Origin of the sequence: Methylotuvimicrobium sp. KM1, from assembly GCF_044788715.1 — a bacterium.
In the GTDB taxonomy this organism is placed as follows: domain Bacteria; phylum Pseudomonadota; class Gammaproteobacteria; order Methylococcales; family Methylomonadaceae; genus Methylotuvimicrobium.
The window spans coordinates 1,537,368-1,554,799 of the sequence record NZ_CP173170.1; the positions used below are offsets into that span (position 1 = coordinate 1,537,368).

The 17,432-nt window shown below is 45.8% G+C and carries 11 protein-coding genes; 9 read left to right on the forward strand and 2 right to left on the reverse strand.

All coding sequences use genetic code 11. From position 1 onward, the window contains the following. The first annotated feature begins 4 nt into the window (after window positions 1-4). Window positions 5-6,295 carry a DEAD/DEAH box helicase gene (locus ACINK7_RS06545; RefSeq protein ID WP_404360507.1) on the forward strand — a complete coding sequence of 2,097 codons (6,291 nt, stop codon included), beginning with the start codon at window positions 5-7 and terminating at the stop codon, window positions 6,293-6,295. Window positions 6,296-6,539: 244 nt separating this feature from the next. On the opposite strand, the gene ACINK7_RS06550 is transcribed toward ACINK7_RS06545, so the two are convergent. Further along, window positions 6,540-7,850, reverse strand: a complete 1,311-nt coding sequence (locus ACINK7_RS06550; RefSeq protein ID WP_404360508.1) for a tyrosine-type recombinase/integrase — start codon at window positions 7,848-7,850, stop codon at window positions 6,540-6,542. A gap of 425 nt (window positions 7,851-8,275) precedes the next feature. Here ACINK7_RS06550 and ACINK7_RS06555 point away from each other — a divergent pair, with 425 nt between their 5' ends. From ACINK7_RS06555 to ACINK7_RS06585, 7 genes are all read left to right on the forward strand, one after another. Then, window positions 8,276-8,944 carry a hypothetical protein gene (locus ACINK7_RS06555; protein ID WP_404360509.1) on the forward strand — a complete coding sequence of 223 codons (669 nt, stop codon included), beginning with the start codon at window positions 8,276-8,278 and terminating at the stop codon, window positions 8,942-8,944. Between the two features lie 638 nt (window positions 8,945-9,582). Continuing rightward, window positions 9,583-11,067, forward strand: a complete 1,485-nt coding sequence (locus ACINK7_RS06560; protein WP_404360510.1) for an N-6 DNA methylase — start codon at window positions 9,583-9,585, stop codon at window positions 11,065-11,067. Continuing rightward, window positions 11,064-12,314: a restriction endonuclease subunit S gene (locus tag ACINK7_RS06565; RefSeq protein ID WP_404360511.1), complete on the forward strand. Its 1,251-nt coding sequence runs from the start codon at window positions 11,064-11,066 to the stop codon at window positions 12,312-12,314. The genes ACINK7_RS06560 and ACINK7_RS06565 overlap by 4 nt, the downstream gene beginning before the upstream one ends. After that, window positions 12,311-14,704, forward strand: a complete 2,394-nt coding sequence (hsdR, locus tag ACINK7_RS06570; RefSeq protein ID WP_404360512.1) for an EcoAI/FtnUII family type I restriction enzme subunit R — start codon at window positions 12,311-12,313, stop codon at window positions 14,702-14,704. Before ACINK7_RS06565 ends, hsdR begins: the two co-directional genes overlap by 4 nt. Before the next feature lie 294 nt (window positions 14,705-14,998). Next, window positions 14,999-15,268, forward strand: a complete 270-nt coding sequence (locus ACINK7_RS06575) for a hypothetical protein (RefSeq protein WP_404360513.1) — start codon at window positions 14,999-15,001, stop codon at window positions 15,266-15,268. A gap of 240 nt (window positions 15,269-15,508) precedes the next feature. After that, complete coding sequence (locus ACINK7_RS06580) at window positions 15,509-15,964, forward strand: hypothetical protein (RefSeq protein ID WP_404360514.1); 456 nt, start codon at window positions 15,509-15,511, stop codon at window positions 15,962-15,964. Between the two features lie 96 nt (window positions 15,965-16,060). After that, window positions 16,061-16,543 carry a DUF5063 domain-containing protein gene (locus tag ACINK7_RS06585; protein ID WP_404360515.1) on the forward strand — a complete coding sequence of 161 codons (483 nt, stop codon included), beginning with the start codon at window positions 16,061-16,063 and terminating at the stop codon, window positions 16,541-16,543. Here the strand turns inward: ACINK7_RS06585 and ACINK7_RS06590 are convergent. After that, window positions 16,540-16,677, reverse strand: coding sequence for a hypothetical protein (locus tag ACINK7_RS06590; protein ID WP_404360516.1), 138 nt, complete (start codon window positions 16,675-16,677; stop codon window positions 16,540-16,542). The two genes, ACINK7_RS06585 and ACINK7_RS06590, sit on opposite strands and share 4 nt — an antisense overlap. 79 nt (window positions 16,678-16,756) lie before the next feature. On the opposite strand from ACINK7_RS06590, the gene ACINK7_RS06595 reads away from it, so the two are divergent. Beyond that, window positions 16,757-17,362 (forward strand): hypothetical protein, encoded by a 606-nt coding sequence (locus ACINK7_RS06595; RefSeq protein ID WP_404360517.1) that lies wholly within the window; start codon window positions 16,757-16,759, stop codon window positions 17,360-17,362. Window positions 17,363-17,432 lie beyond the last annotated feature (70 nt).

A 17,432-nucleotide genomic window follows, 5' to 3' on the forward strand; every position in this document is an offset into this window, starting at 1 on the left:
TTCCATGACGAAATATTTTTCTTCTCTTGTAGAGCAATCTTTATCGCGCTCAACCGAAGCAACACTGGGTGTTTTGGGGATTACAAATCCTGCATTACGTGAGCACTTAACCGGTTTAATGAAGTCTGAATGCGGAAAAGAAGGGTCTTTTCTAGCACCACCGATCTTTGAACAAATGTTTGGTTGGCAAGAATCAGGCATTACCATGCATGATTTAGCATTCAAAAAGAAACTTTTAAGTAAGGAAGTTGTGGAATCGCTTGATGGCAAGCAAAATGGACGCTACCGTTTTGGCGCGAACTGGCACCCTTTTACGCATCAGCTTGCGAGTTGGAAATCGCTACTCGAGGATAAACATTCCGTCGTCGTGACTAGCGGTACCGGTTCTGGGAAAACCGAATGTTTTATGGTTCCGGTGCTGGAAGATCTTTACCGGGAATATAAGGATAACGGCAGCAAGCCTTTGATTGGCGTTCGCGCATTATTTCTCTATCCTCTCAATGCACTGATCAACTCTCAAAGAGAACGTTTAAACGCCTGGACACAATCCTTTGATAAAGGAATTCGGTATTGCCTTTACAACGGCAAAACTGAAGAGCTTCACGCGAAAGTTCGGAGTGAGCAGCCCCTGAAGCCGAATGAGATCTTATCTCGTGAACTGATGCGGGAAGAGCCGGCGCCTATCCTCGTCACCAATGGCACGATGCTGGAATATATGCTTGTGCGCCAGATTGATGCGCCGATCTTACAACAGTCCCGGAAAGAACAGTCTCTTCGCTGGATAGTATTGGACGAAGCACATACGTATGCCGGTTCACAGGCAGCGGAATTGGCTTTGCAGTTGCGCCGAGTGATGCATGCCTTTGGGGTGAGCCCCAAGCAGGTTCGCTTTGTGGCGACTTCCGCAACCATCGCAGGCGATGATACTGAACAACAGTTGAAGAAGTTTCTCTCCGACCTGTCGGGAGTTCCAATCGAACAAATTGATGTTTGGGGTGGAAGTCGGGTCATTCCGAGCCTACCGAGTAGCAAGAATATTTCCGTCAAATTGGATGATTTGGAAGGGATACAGAGTGCGAATACCAAGGCACCTCATATTCATCCCGAACGCTACCAAATGCTTGTCCATTCGCCGGAAGCCAGACTGCTTAGGGATATCTTAGTGACTACGCCTAAGCCGCTAAAATTGTCAGAAATCTCAGGCCAGTTTAATCGACGAATAGGCCATAGTCTTTCTCAATCCGAACTTCTACGTTGGCTGGATGTTTGTACAGGTACTCAACCGTCCGAAGATGACCCCGCGTTTTTGAAACTTAGAGCGCATTTTTTTCAGCGGACCATTCAAGGGCTCTGGTCGTGTTTCAATAAAGATTGTGAGGCTAAAAGGAACACGCCTTTACAAGAACACTGGCCTTTCGGCTATGTCTATGTGAGCCAACGCCAAACCTGTAGCTGTGGCAGTCCTGTTTTTGAAGTGGGCTTCTGTAATGAATGCAACGAGCCGCATTTATTGGTAAGGGATAAACGGGGCAAGTTGGTGCAATGGAACGAGTCGGGCGGAGACGAGTTTTCTTTGTTGAGCGAGGCGGGTAGCGAGGACGAAACGCCATCCGATGGGGAATTGTCCCAGCGTTCCGCTAAAAACCCGCTCATTTTGTCCTCCAGCCCCAATGAAGACCTAGGGTTTATTCCTGTTGAGCTGGATAGGAATAGTGCTGAATTTCACGTTAAGTCAGGAGAGACTGTGAGACTTGGTCTGAATGATGGTGACGTGGTTTGTAGTAAAGTTGGCTGCGAATATACGGGTAGCAAGGGTATGTTGCCTTTTCGGCGATCATTATTGGGTGCCCCGTTTTATGTAGCGAATGCGGTACCCACCGTCTTGGAATATTGCCCCGATTTCAAAAATGAAGTTGGGCAAAAAGGGCCTGGCGCACAGTCACTGCCCGGCCGTGGTCGCAGACTGATTACTTTTACCGATAGTCGCCAAGGGACTGCGCGTATGGCGGTGAGCATGCAGCAAGAAGCGGAACGAAATCGCGTGCGCGGCCTTATCGTAGAAGTGCTTTCATCTCACCAAAGGACTTCTTTAGTTCAGTTTAAGCCTGCAGAGGGTGTTACAGCACAAGATATTCTGGAGCAGGCCAAGATATTAAAAAATATGGGAATGGTTCATGAGGCAAAAAATCTGGAAGAAAAAGCGAAAGCTATGTCTTCAGGTGCTCGAATATCATTGGTTGAGCTCACATGGAGTGAATTGGCAAATGAGCTTAGGCAAAAGAATGATATTAAAACGTCGATGCTGCTTTATAACCAATACCATAAACCGGAAATTTTTAAGCAAAATGATGGGCCATTAAAATTAGCTGAAATGCTGTTGTTTCGCGAGTTTAGGCGTAGACCTAAATTAAAAAACAGTCTTGAAACCCAAGGGCTGGTTAAGGTCGGTTATGCGGGTTTAAAAGATATAAGTACGTTGCCGGATTATTGGCAAGAGAGCGGACTCTCTCTAACGGATTGGAAAGATTTCTTAAAAGTTGCACTCGATTTTTATGTCAGAGAAGGGAGCTTTATCCAGCTTGAGGAAGATTGGCGTTCATGGATTGGTACTCGCTTTTCGTCTAAGCTCTTGCGAAACCCTGCTTCCGAAGAAACCGACGATTATCAAGTGAAGCGGTGGCCTAACATTCGTAATGGAAATTTCAGCCAGCGATTGATCAAAATGCTGTTATTGGCCACCAACCTGGATCCAGCCAAAACGGTCGATGTTGACCGAGTGAATCTTTGGTTACGGAAAGCATGGTTACAATTGACCGAAAATAATCGGGTATTGAAGTCCGATGGGAATCGTTTCTATCTGGCAAAAGAACAAATGACGTTCTCATTAGTCGATAAAGCGTTTGTTTGTCCAGTCACCAATAAATTGTTGGATACCGCTTTTAAAGAGTTAACCCCTTACTTGCCCACGAATATCAAATTCAACCGTTTGACTGATGAAGAACGTAACCGCTTTAAGGTTACAGAGGTGATGTTGCCAGAGGTTTGGGAGTTTGATCATTCGCAGGAAGATTATGTTCTCGGATTGGAACAAGTGAGAAAGTTGGTAGGCGGCAATGAGGCGATCAGAAATCTACGGTCGCAAAACCTGTGGACGAACCTTAACGATAGAGCAGTCGAAGGCGGGTTTTACTATCGCACTGCTGAGCACTCGGCACAGCAGTCTTCGGAACGTTTGGAAGACTACGAAGAAATGTTCAAAAAAGGGCAAATTAATGTACTCAACTGTTCCACCACCATGGAAATGGGGGTCGATATTGGTGGTATTGCTGCCGTCGTAATGAATAACGTACCGCCGCACCCGGCTAACTATTTGCAGCGAGCAGGTCGGGCTGGGCGCAGTAAGGAAGCGAGAGCACTCGCTTATACCTTGTGTAAGGGTAATCCGCATGATCAACAGGTTTTTGCAAACCCTTCTTGGCCTTTTGAAACCGTCATACCAGCACCCGCCGTCGCGCTTAATTCCGCTAGATTAGTTCAAAGGCATGTCAATTCTCTGATGTTGGCGAATTTTTTATGTCACGAGGTAGGAATAACAAAAACCGAAAGGACCCGGCTCGATACACAATGGTTTTTTAACGACGAACATGGAGAGTCCCTTTGCGATCGTTTTATCAGTTGGCTTGGCAACGCAGTATTAGATATAGACATAGCTGTAAACGGTTTGGCTAAAGGCACTGCGTTACAAGGTCTCGCGTCATTCCAGTTGCGTACTGAGACTATTGTCAAGATTAAACAACTTCAATCGCGCTGGTTAGAGGATTACCGTTATCTTGTCGCCGAAGAAAGCAATGCAAAACCTGAAAGTCCCTACTTAATGCGTATTCGAATAGAAAAGCGCCGTCATTCAGAAGAATATCTTTTGCGGGATCTGGCCGCTCGTACTTTCTTGCCGGGGTATGGTTTTCCTACCGATGTTGTAAATTTTGATAACTTCACGATTGAAGATTACATTCGAGGGAAGGAAAACAAAAAAAATTCTAAGAAAGACCGTGATGATAATGTATCCAGATATAAAGGATTACCTGCGCGCAACCTTGCTATCGCCATTCGTGAATATGCTCCGGGAGCCGAAGTTGTCTTGGATGGTAGAGTGTTTCGTTCGGCTGGTGTTTCGTTACATTGGCATAATCTACATAGCGACACCAATGAAGCTCAGAAATTTGATATTGCATGGCGCTGTGACAGCTGTGGTGCGCTTGGTTACGATGAAGGTGTTCTTAGAGATTCGGAACTGCTTTGTTCCAATAGTGATTGTAGGAAACCGATAAAGACAGACAATATTAAAAAGGTTATGCAGCCGGCAGGTTTCGTGACGGATGCATATGCAGGTGTATCCAATAATATCGAGCATCAAAAATTTATTCCCGTCGAACCATCTTGGGTTTTCGTGGAAGCAAATAAGGCACCTCTTCCAAATCCAGTGCTTGGCTACATGTCTTATGGCGTCAATGGGAAAATCTTCCACCATAGCTCTGGTGAATTCGGATATGGCTATGCGCTTTGCTTATCCTGCGGAAGGGCAGAATCCATGGTTACAGCTAAAGATTATCCTTCCGCACTGTCGCCATCAGGCAGCCATTTTCCCCCTAGGCCAAGCAAAGAAGATAAGGATAATAACAACAAGCGTTTACCATGTTCAGGCTCGTCGAGTTTAGTTCCAAATGTCGTTTTGGGAGCCTACGCTTACACCGATGTTTTTGAATTGATTCTTCGTCACCCTGTGTCGGGAGAGTTTCTCGCCGATGGTTCGGAAGAAGCCAAGTCAATAGCGATAACTTTAGCCGTTGCGTTACGCGCTGCGCTTTCCGGCATTCTTGGTATTTCCCCTTCCGAGCTAGGTTACGCAACTCGTCCGGCGAGACTAGAAAACGGTGCGGCCATTCGAGTTATTCAACTGTACGACATAATAAGTGGCGGAGCAGGATTCGCTTCTAGTGCGCCGATTCATATCGAAACATTGCTAGCGAAAATGGTTAAACATTTGGAGTGTAGTCACTGCGAAACTGCGTGTAGCGAATGTTTACTTGATTCCCAAACCCGTCATGACCATGACTCACTGGATCGTAAATTAGCATTAGATTGGCTTGGAGCTAACTTTGCGAACTATGCAAGGCTCCCTGAAGAGGAGCAATTGATTACGGATGCCAAATACTGCCCCGGCTCAATCGAAGAAGTGTTGCGTAGGCATATCAATGAAGGCGCTGAACGTCTTACTCTTTGGCTTAAGGGAAATGAAAATGAATGGGATCTTCTCGCTCCAGCGTTTCGAAAAGCAATTCACAATTATCTTCTGCAAGATGAAGTGAAGGTTGATTTGGTTATAGGGGTTGATCCGCTAGACCCGGATTTACAACATGATCTTTATCGCCTGTCCACTGTTGGAGCACGTTTTTTCAAAAGTGCGGTTGGTGACGATAATCCTATCGTTGCACAAGTCGTAAAAGGCGAAGCCGTCTTCACCATTGCATCTAAATTTTCAAATGCGGTGGTTCCAGGCCCTTCATGGCATCAGCGAGGAGAAATCGTGGTTGAAACACTAGCCAATGTTTCAGCCGAAGTAGCAGAGCTCGATACATCTCGGTGGATGCACAGAACCAAAACATCGGTTTTCGATATTGAAATCTGCTCCGAACTTAACGGTGATCTAAACAGTTTCGGCTCTAAATTTTGGGAGCTTATCAGCGGTCAACATGAAGAATTAAGCGACTTATGGGAGAGAGGCGAGGTAACTGAGGTTGTTTATTCCGACCGATACATTCAAAATCCTGCCGCTGTATCGCTTTTGACTGCCTTATTTAAGCCAGTATTTGAAAAGAACCCAAAGATTAATAAATTTACGGTGAATACGCTATTCAAGGCGCGAGACCGAAATGGGAACCGGGCTCATCATGACTGGGCAAAACGAGATGAATTTGCTTCTTTTGCTCAGGAGTGGATCAATAAAAAGCTTAATACCGCTGTCATGTTGAATATTTTCGATAGTAAAAAAGATATACCGCACCACAGAAAACTAATCATAAAATTCGACTCAGGTAAGGCAATAAAAATTCGCTTCGATCAGGGAGTCGCATACTGGAATATACGATTTGCAAAACCTGCCGAGAGCTATTTTGACTTTGGCAATAGCGTAGATTATCAATTGGTTTCCATGTCTGATTCATGTGGAAAGGCGCAGGCAATAAACGGTGAACGATGGTCGACAGATGTACTTTTGGAAGTATTGTGTTTAGATTAGTTGTAGAAATGCAGTATCGAGAGGGTATTGTCTGGGTGAAATTCATACCAGATCGTGGGCTTGGATGCGAAGCCTTGTTAGACAATAGTTTCAGAAAATGTCATTTCTACATAAAAGTTGAATTAGCAATCATTTCATTATTGCGCTAATAAAGTAATAGAGAGCTCATGTGCTTGGTGATTCAAATTCGTTTCACTATCTGATAATAATTAACTATTTATGATTCAGTTATTTCATATATGATTCAATCATTTGTAACTAACTCTTCTAGCCAATCAATCCACAGTTCGATTCCTAGCCGCTTTTCTTTTAAATAATCATATCGGTCATAATGGATGGATCCAATGTCTTGAGAAGCGTGCCCCTGGATTTTGTTTCTAACTTCTAAACCAATCCCGATACTGCCTGCTAATGTTTTCCAAGTTCTACGCAAGTCTCTAGGAGCGAATTTTGGAAAAGAGGAGCGCTTGCTTTTTCCTTGTGGTAAGCAGAACCGGTAAACGGCTTGAGATAATGAATCGCTAGTTCGTGGTTTTGAAGCATCTTGATGATGTGGGAATAAAAATCTACTGCTGCCGGAATATTGCTTAATTTCATCTAACAAGCGAAGATGAAATTCAGTCAAAGGTACTAAGTGAGGTTCTCTGCTTTTATTTTTTTCTCTATTTTTTCTTCGTTCCGCTGGAATGGTCCACAATAATTCTTGGCGATCAAACTCAGGCCAAGTTGCGCTGAGTACTTCCTCAACTCTTTGGCCAGTCGAAATTAAGAGCTTAATGGCAAGGGCCATATCGGCACTCATTGCATCGACACCAATTGAATTCCACAGTTTTTTTACTTCTTCTTTAGTGAGGTAGTTATTTCCGACTCGATTTTCACCTGTCGCTTTTTTGGTATCAATAACAGGATTGATGCGGATATTGAAATCAGGGAGATCTTGGTTTTTCTTCCAACGAGGCGATGATTTACAATGCTGCCCAAAGGTAAATGCAGCTCTGAGGTAAGATCGCGTTCTATTGGCAAGAGTTGGAGCGCCTCTGTTTTCTATAAGGGCGAGAATGTCTACGATGTGATCGGTGCTTACTTCGCAGCATTTGATATGTCCAATGTTAGGACCAATATCTCTTAAGTAAATTGACTTGACTTGTTTGGCAGAACGTTTCTGATCCATTTCCAAGTCAAGCAAATAGAAATTAAATAACTGCTCAACTGTTCCTAATCTTTTTTGATGTTCTTTTTCAGTTATTGCTTTAAGTTTCGATTGTTCGGCATGAGTAATAGGGTCTAAGCCATTGTCAAGTAGTATACGAGCCTGTCTAGCTGCTTCTCGGCCTTCTTTTAAAGACATGGCCGGGTAGGTGCCTAATTTTAAAAATCGTCTTTTACTTGTTTCGGGGCTGGTGAAAGAAAGTACAAAAGTTTTAAGACCGCTAGGTAAGATTTGGAGCATAAAACCTTTCAAAGCAGGGTCAGAGGAGTTATCCCTCAATCTGATGGTATTCGTTCCAGCCTTAGAATTTTTAATCAACCTATCAGTTAAGTTTGGCTTTTTCATTATAATCGCCTCAATCGAAATCGTTCACTAATCGATTTGGAAATTATGGCAAATTATATCATAAAAATGTCGCATTTAATGTCGCGTTGTGCATAATATTTTGTGGGTTTTGGTGAGACGAACTGATTTGAAAAATTTTATAAATATATGATATATAAAATAAATATAGTTAATATGATTCTTTCTGATATATTGTGTTTTGTGACTGTTAATCACTAGGTCGGCGGTTCGAGCCTGTCCGGGGGAGCCAAATAAATCAAGGCCTGTAGAGTTTTTCTCTACAGGCCTTTTTTATTTGTAGTGCCTTTGAAAAAATACAGTATTGCTCCATAATTCCTATAGTGTTCCGGTAGGGGCGGTATCGGGCCGGCAAAAACGATACGGCCTGTTAAGAACAAACTTCGTATCATCATTCAAGATAGCTCATGGCCAATTCTACCTTTACTCCAGCCGATTATCCCGAGATGCGTCATCGAATGATGGATTTGAACAGCAAGATTTTCAGAAAGCTCACGAAAGACGATATTAAAACCTGCGGCAAGCATCTGGGGATTTGGCATCAAAAGACATTGATGGTCAAAAAAGAAAACGAAATGGACTTGTTTACCGATTATGCGATTTACGGCTATCGTCCAAACGGCTTCAACATGGCGGAGAAGTTCTTGCGTCTATTCAGTAAAGAAGCCGACGCATACGAACTTGAATTGCTTCGACGCATGGGCAACGCGCATTATGCGATTTACCGACTGGATGAAACGAATCGCAAAGATACCATCAAAGCGGAGAATGTATTCAGCAAAGCGACTTTTCAGATTATCGATTACAACATGGCGAAAGCAACTAGTTTAGGAGTGGTTCTGGCGGGCTATTTGGTCGATTTCGATGGCTTTTCGATTCAAACAGGTGGAACGGTTTTTCTCAGCAAAGAAATACTCCAAGCGGAGCAGGTCAAACGAATAATTGACCGGATTGATGATAATGAGTTGAGTCATTTTCTGAACAAACCGGCAAACGGCGCCAAGATGGCGAAAGCGATCTTTTCAGCGACTTTCCAATTGGATAAAACCTCCAATTTTGGGCATAGGCCGATTTAAACAGTCAAAGATAGACACTCGATCGGTCGTATATCTCGTCCGCGGTAAATAAAGCAAGGGCTTACGTTAGCACGTAGGCCCTTTTTTATTGACCGAATTTCTGATGGCCTCCCGATCGGCATCGGGCGGAAATATCCCTTCAACAGCATTCCGCAAAGCGGGACGGGGCTCAATCAATTACATTGTGAAGCCTCGGTATCGAGTCGGTTGAATTGTCAGTTACGAGAGAACCACGCATATTTTTCAAAGAGACGAACTGCCCCCATCAAACTTGGCAATTATTTGCCTATTACATCTATGATTGGTGGCAGGTTCGAGCTAATGGTTTAAAATCCTAGGCCGACGGTATTATTCGCTAACTCCCAAAGACAGTATCAAAAATGGTAAGTTGCAATGGCCAGAGTATTTGAAAAATGCATAACAATAACGCTATAGATAGCATTTCTTGCACTCGAAGTGGTTGTTCTCTGAAGTTTGGCGTCTATAGGGGCGATTACAATTGTTACCATTAGAGACTAAAGATTAGGGATAGGCCTTGTATTTTGCGACCGCTGTATTAATTAAAATATAAGGCCTGACATCAAATTGTTTCAACCACACAACTTGGCAAGAAAAGCCAAACTAAAAACAGGGACCCAATGTTCGAACAAACCTTCAAAAATATCGACGATGTACTCTGGAAAGAGGCCGGCTGTACCACCGAGCTGGATTATACCGAACAGACCTCGTGGATGTTGTTTCTCAAATACCTGGACGATCTGGAGCAGGACAAGGCCATGCAGGCCGAGCTACAGGGCAAGAGCTACGAATTTATCATTGATGCACCGCACCGCTGGTCGAGCTGGGCGGCACCCAAGGACGACAAAGGCAACTTTGACCATAACAACGCCCTGACCGGCGATGACCTGATCGATTTCGTCAATCGCGATCTGTTTCCTTATCTACAGGGCTTCAAGCAACGCGCCAGCGGCCCGGCGACCATCGAATACAAGATCGGTGAAATCTTCGCCGAGATCAAAAACCGCTTCACCAGCGGCTACTCGCTGCGCGATGCACTGGAATATATCGACGCGCTGCGCTTTCGCTCACAGAAAGAAAAGCACGAGCTGTCGCATATCTACGAAGCCAAAATCAAGAACATGGGCAATGCCGGGCGCAACGGCGGTGAATATTACACGCCACGACCACTGATTCGCGCCATGATCCAGGTGATTAATCCCAAAATCGGCGAACGTATTTACGATGGCGCCTGCGGTTCGGCGGGCTTTCTCTGCGAAGCCTACGACTACCTGCGTTATGGCGGATTTGAGGCGGCGGAAGGCGGCAAGAGTGTCAATCTCAGCACCGACCAGCTCAACACCCTGCAAACCCGGACCTTCTACGGCAAGGAAAAGAAGAGCCTGGCCTATGTCATTGCCATTATGAACATGATTCTGCATGGCATCGAAGCGCCGAATATTATTCACACCAACACCTTGGCCGAGAATATCAGCGATATTCAGGAAAAAGACCGCTTTGACGTGACTCTGGCCAATCCGCCCTTTGGCGGCAAAGAGCGCAAAGAGGTGCAGCAGAACTTCCCGATCAAGACCGGCGAAACCGCCTTTCTGTTCTTGCAGCACTTTATTAAAAACCTCAAAGCCGGTGGCCGTGCGGCGGTGGTGATTAAAAACACCTTCCTGTCCAATTCCGACAACGCCTCCAAAGCGCTGCGTCAGGAACTGCTGGAAAACTGCAATCTGCACAGCATCCTCGACTGTCCCGGCGGCACCTTTTTAGGGGCGGGGGTCAAAACCGTGGTGCTGTTTTTCGAGAAAGGCGCACCGACGCGCACTATCTGGTATTACCACCTCGACCCCGGCCGCAGTCTGGGCAAGACCAATCCGCTCAACGACAACGACCTGAAAGAATTTGTGCAACTGCAAAAAACTTTTGCCGATTCCGATGAATCCTGGAGCGTGAGTATCAAGGATATCGACCCGACCAGTTTTGACCTGTCGGTGAAGAACCCCAATAAGGTAGAAGAAGACCCGCTGCGCGATCCGGAGGTGATCATCAACGAGATCGAAACGCTGGATGCGGAGAGCGTGGAGATACTGGAAGGGATTCGGGGGATGTTATGAGGGAAGGGTGGAAAATTTCAACTCTTGGGGAACTCTGTAAGTTTGAAAATGGTGATAGAGGGAAAAATTACCCTGGCAGAAAAGCGTTTGTGCCAAGCGGAATACCTTTTATCAATGCAGGGCATTTAGATGACGGTAAGATTGATTGGCAAGGAATGGATTTTATCCCCCAAAATCGATATGACCTCCTAGGTAACGGAAAAGTCCAAAAGTTCGATCTGCTATTTTGTTTGCGCGGTTCACTTGGGAAGTTTGGTTTTGTTGACCGGGATATTGAAGGTGCTATTGCCTCGTCGTTGGTGATAGTGCGCCCCAGCGAACAACTAGAATGTGACTTTCTTGCCGCTTATTTCCGTTCTGCCTTATGTGCCGAGATGATCTCTAAATATGCTAATGGAGCAGCACAGCCAAACCTCTCAGCAAAAAGTTTAAAGGAGTTTCAAATTCCTTTCCCACCTATCCCTGAACAAAAACGCATCGTCGCCATTCTCGATGAAGCCTTTGCCGGCATCGACACCGCGATAGCCAACACCGAAAAAAACCTCGCCAATGCCCGCGAGTTGTTTGAGAGTTATTTGTTAAGTGCATTTGAAAATAAAGATGAGAATTGGGAGGTAAAAAAATGGGGTGATCTTTGTCAATTTGTCAGGGGGCCATTTGGCGGTAGTTTAAAAAAATCTATGTTTAAAGACCAAGGGTATGCTGTGTATGAGCAAAAGCATGCAATACATGATCATTTTAATCAATTACGGTACTTTATTGATGAAAATAAATTCAAAGAAATGAAGAGATTTGAAGTTAAATCTGGTGATATTATCATGAGTTGTTCTGGAGTTACTTTAGGTAGAGTTGCGATCATTCCTGATAATATTCCCAGAGGAATCATAAACCAAGCTCTTTTAAAGTTGACGCCAAATAAATTGATTTCTGTCCATTTTCTTAAATATTGGCTTAGAAGTAAGATTTTTCAAGATATAATATTTAAACATTCTGGCGGCGCTGCAATTCCAAACGTTCCTTCGGCGAAAATATTAAAGGAAATAGTAATCCCATTGCCTTGTTTAAAAGAACAAGAACAAATTGTTAACAGCATTGAAATGCTGTTAACTGAAACCAAAAGGCTACACGCTATATATCAACAAAAACTCAACTCCCTAAAAGAACTCAAACAATCCCTACTCCAAAAAGCCTTCTCCGGCGAATTAACCGCTGAGGCTGACAAACTCATAGACGAGGCGGTGGCATGATAGCAGTCGGCCTTAATGAAGCAGAGACGCGTTCCGAACTGATCGACCCCGCGTTAAAAGCCGCCGGCTGGGGCGTGGTGGACGGCAGCCGAGTGCGGCGTGAGGTGATTACCCTGGGGCGTTTGCAAGGCGCGGGTAAGCGCGGAAAGCAGGATATTGCCGATTATGTGCTCTTCTACAAAGGCCAGAAGCTGGGCGTTATCGAGGCGAAAAAGCAAAGCCTGGCGGATACCGAAGGCGTGGCACAGGCCAAACGCTACGCCGAGCGCCTGCAAACCCGTTTTACCTATTCCACCAATGGCGTCGGCATTTATCAGATCGACATGCACACAGGCAAGGAAGCTTATGTCGAGCGCTACCCCACGCCCGATGAGCTATGGGCGCTGACCTTCGCCAAACCGAACCCCTGGCGTGAGCGTTTCGGCGAAGTGCCTTTTGAAGACAAGGGCGGTTTCTGGCAGCCGCGTTATTACCAGCACAATGCGATCAATAACGCTCTGGAAGCCATCGCCGAGGGCGAGCAACGCATATTATTAACGCTGGCCACCGGCACCGGTAAAACCGCGATTGCCTTTCAACTGGCCTGGAAACTGTTCCACAGCCGCTGGAATTTAAGCAGAGAACCCAATCGACGGCCGAGGATTCTGTTTCTGGCGGATCGCAATATTCTGGCAGATCAGGCCTACAACAGTTTTTCCGCCTTTCCGGAAGATGCGCTGGTCCGCATTGATCCTGAAACCATTCGCAAGAAAGGCCAGGTGCCGAAAAACGGCAGCCTCTTTTTTACCATTTTCCAGACCTTTATGTCGGGCCAGGATAGCCAAGGCAACTCGCTGCCCAGTTTTGGCGAATATCCGCCGGACTTCTTTGATTTGATTATTATCGATGAATGTCACCGGGGCGGTGCCAATGACGAGAGCAACTGGCGCGGCATTTTGGAATATTTCTCGCCCGCCGTGCAGTTGGGTTTAACCGCCACGCCCAAACGCAAACACAATGCAGATACCTATGCCTATTTTGGCGATCCGGTGTATGTCTATTCATTGAAAGAAGGCATTAACGACGGTTTCCTTACTCCGTTTCGGGTGCAGCAGATTGCCACCACGCTCGATGATTATGTGTACACGCCCGATGACACCCTCATTGAAGGCGAAATAGAAGAAGGCCGGCGCTATACCGAAGATGACTTTAATCGAGTAATCGAGATTAAAGAGCGCGAAGCCTACCGGGTGAAACTGTTTATGGACATGATTGACCCGAATCAGAAGACGCTGGTGTTCTGCGCCACCCAGGAACATGCCCTGGCCGTGCGGGATTTGATTAACCAGTATAAAACCAGTAGCGATCCGAATTACTGCGTGCGAGTAACTGCCAATGACGGCGCCGAAGGTGAGCGTTTTCTGCGCCTGTTTCAGGATAACGAAAAAACCATTCCCACCATTTTGACGACATCGCAGAAGCTCTCCACCGGAGTGGATGCGCGCAATATCCGCAATATTGTGCTGTTGCGCCCGGTGAACTCGATGATCGAGTTCAAGCAGATTATCGGTCGCGGCACGCGCCTGTTTGACGGCAAGGACTATTTCACCATCTATGATTTTGTAAAGGCCTATGAGCACTTCAACGACCCGGAATGGGACGGCGAGCCGTTGGAGCCGGAAGTCTGCAAACGCTGTGGCAATATCCCCTGTAGCTGCGCGGTGACACCGCCCGAACCCTGTAAACTATGCGGACGGACCCCGTGTGAGTGTGATCAGCCGTTGCCGGAACCTTGCCCGGATTGTGGTGAATCCCCTTGTGTCTGTAAGAAGGCGGTTAAAGTGAAGATCAAACTGGCCGATGGCAAAGAACGATTGATTCAATACATGAGTTCCACCAGTTTCTGGGGGCCGGATGGAAAACCCCTGTCAGCCGCGCAATTTGTCGAGCGCCTGTTTGGCCAACTGCCGGAATTATTCAAAAACGAAGACGAACTGCGCAACATTTGGGGTCAGCCGCAAACCCGCAAGAAACTGCTCGAAGGGCTGCAAGAACGTGGCTACGGCATGGCGCAGTTGCGGGAAATCGGCAACATGATCCATGCCGAGAAAAGCGATCTCTACGATGTGCTTGCCTATATTGCGTTTAATCTGCCGCCGCTCAGCCGCGCCGAGCGTGTCGAATCACACCGCGCGACTATTTTTAGCCATTACAAGGATTATCCGCAACAGGAATTCCTTCAGTTTGTGCTCGGCCACTATGTTGAACGCGGTGTCGGTGAATTGGATCTGGAAAAACTGCCGCAGTTGATCGAGCTGAAATACCACAGCCTCCACGATGCCGTTAACGAACTGGGCGAGGTAAAGCACATTCGGGAGGTGTTTGTGGGATTTCAGCAGGATTTATACTGAAGGCGATGTTTGCTCGGCCAGGTTGGAGCTCACAAGGCGTTCCATTACCGCCGGTGAGCTTGGCGTTAACGTCGGCTATGGAAACCATCCAAACTAAGGATTACAAATGCTGAAAGTCAAATTATGTCCGTTACCCGCTACAAAAAAAGCCGTTAGGTTTTTGATTTATCATAAATCCTCAGGAAAAGTTTTGCACGAACGGGGTCAATATTAGAAAGAAAGGGAGGCAGACCTGATCCACTTACGCAAATGGTCGCGAATCAAAAACAATAGACTATTCACGGGAGGTGGAGTATGCAGTTTTTAAAGACTTTTATTGCCGCTTTATTCATGAGCGTATTGTTACCCGTCAACGATGCTGTTGCAAGAGATAAAAGGATTGAGTCCTACGATGAAAAAGGCCGGAGGGATTTAGGCCGGGATCTGGTGATAAGAGATGGAAAGGTCTATCAATCGGATCGACGGGGCAGGGTTCTCCATGAGAAAGGCTCCATTCGCTTGAAGGATGGCGAGGAGTTCGATGGTCAAGGACGCCGGACGGGAAGAAGGTATAAACTGTACTGACTTGAACTCAATCTGACATTGATACAATGTCATCGCAATCAAATCGGATGCCGAAAGACCGTCATCGACCCATTGCGGTCATTTAAAACGTGGCTTTGGTATTAACCCGACCGGTTTATTATAAATGAAATGTAGGTTATCCCGTTTAAAAAATCTACCGTTGAAGCTGCATTATTGACAATAAAGCAGGAAAAGCCGTATGTTAGCCCGGTCGGGACAATAACTTGTTAGGGGTATTCAATGAGCACTGAACGCGAAGAAATTGCAAATGAAGTATTCCACGGAATACCTAGCGACGAAAAGCTTAAATCCATGTCATTCTCCGATCTTGCTGTTGAGTGCGGTGATTGCCCAAAGGATTCTCCAAAATTTAAGGTCATAGAACGCGAAATGAAGAAACATCTCGCAAAAGTCCAAGCAGAAATAAATCTGCGAAACGTACTAATTGGTGTTTGCATAGGAGGGCTATTCACCATTATTGGTGCATTTCTTGGTTGGTGGCTAAGAACCTGCCCATCCTGTGAACAAATACCCCCAGCCAGTGCCATGCAACAAATGGAGAACGGCAGTCTCGGTGTACAACAACCAATCCGGGATGTTCATTTTCAGTCGTCTATACCAGCGGTCTCCAGTCAGCCAAAACCCGTACCAAGCCCAGTAGAAAACAATGCACAGCCAAGCCAGAATCACCCCTAACATGTCGCTCAACCGGAGCGCGGCCTCAATATTCGTTTCCATCTTCATTCCTTCGGGCCGCGCCCGGTTAGCTCTACGTTAGAGCTCAAGAAAAGCATGAACGAACCGACGGAAAAATTTGTTTCAGTGGTTAGAGAATATTGCAGTTGGGCTGAATCAAAACCGAAAACAGAAAATGAAGAGGCAAAAGCAGCCATAAGATTACTCGCAAATCTCTATTCTAATGTTCTGAGCCTGCCGAAAAATGGTCCTGGCCGAGACATTGATGGGAAGCGAATATCTGATGAAGAATGGAAAAATATGTTTAAACGGTTTGGAGCATTGCCTTTTAATTACTATTCGGAGTTTTTTAGTCCAGCCAAAGTTGCAGAAGAAGAACCAGTAACAGGTGACTTGGCTGATGATCTGGCGGATATATATAGAGATTTAAAAGAGGGACTAGAGCTATATGAAGCAGGTCACGTTGCTGAGGCGCTTTGGGAATGGAGTCAGAGCTTTAATACACATTGGGGGCGGCATGCCTCAAGTGCTTTGCATGCATTGCACGCCTACGCGGCAGATGAAGACATTGAGCTCTAACAAGCGCATCCAGCCGACGCCAAAAAGCGGCGCGGCTGATGCTTGTCGTTCCCGGCGGCTTCGCCGCCGGGAATCGCGGCGCTCACTTCGTTCGGCCTTGTCCCGTCGCCTTGCGCCGGAACAAGGCGCTTCACCAGACTGCGCAGCCGTCAAGCTTACAGCTTGCCGCCCACTCCGCTGGTGAGCGCCGCGATTATGTGCTAAAGGTAAATCATGTCTTCTGACGACTGGTATAGAAATATAGATTGGAACGAAGAAATAGAAGAAGCATTCTTCTCAAAGTTGAAGCGCGCTAGGTCGCAACGCGATCAATATTTAGTTATCCAAGCATTGACGCTAACAGATGTTCATCCAAAAGTATCACTGCGATTGGTTGATGAGTACTTTGGTTCACGTAAGGATGGATTTGATGATGTTCGTGCTCTTTTGGCTAGAGCAAAATCATATTTGGCTCTAGATGAAATTGATAATGCAATAGTAGCGTTTAGAGCTATATTGGCTCGCGAAGCAGAACTTCAAAAGCATCAATCTACCACTTATGTCGATTATTCATATATTGTTGCAACAAGAAAGATTGAAAAAGAATATGACAATGCTGTTAGGGTTCTAAATGAAAATGTAGAGCGTCTAATGTTTCCAGTCGATTGTTTTAAATGGCATGCTGCTAAGGCATTAATCCAGGAAGATGGAAAGCAAGCCACTAAAGCATTGGAAGCGGCACAAGTAAAAAAGTCAGGGTTTCGCTTTCATCAGGATGTTGGTTTAGTTGGGAAAGAACATGAAAAAACAATCAAACAACTGTGCAAAATCAGCACATAACAAGGCAAATTCACGCGGACAAATTTCCGCAACGTTCGTTTGTGGCGAATGCCACAAGCCTCGCGTTGCT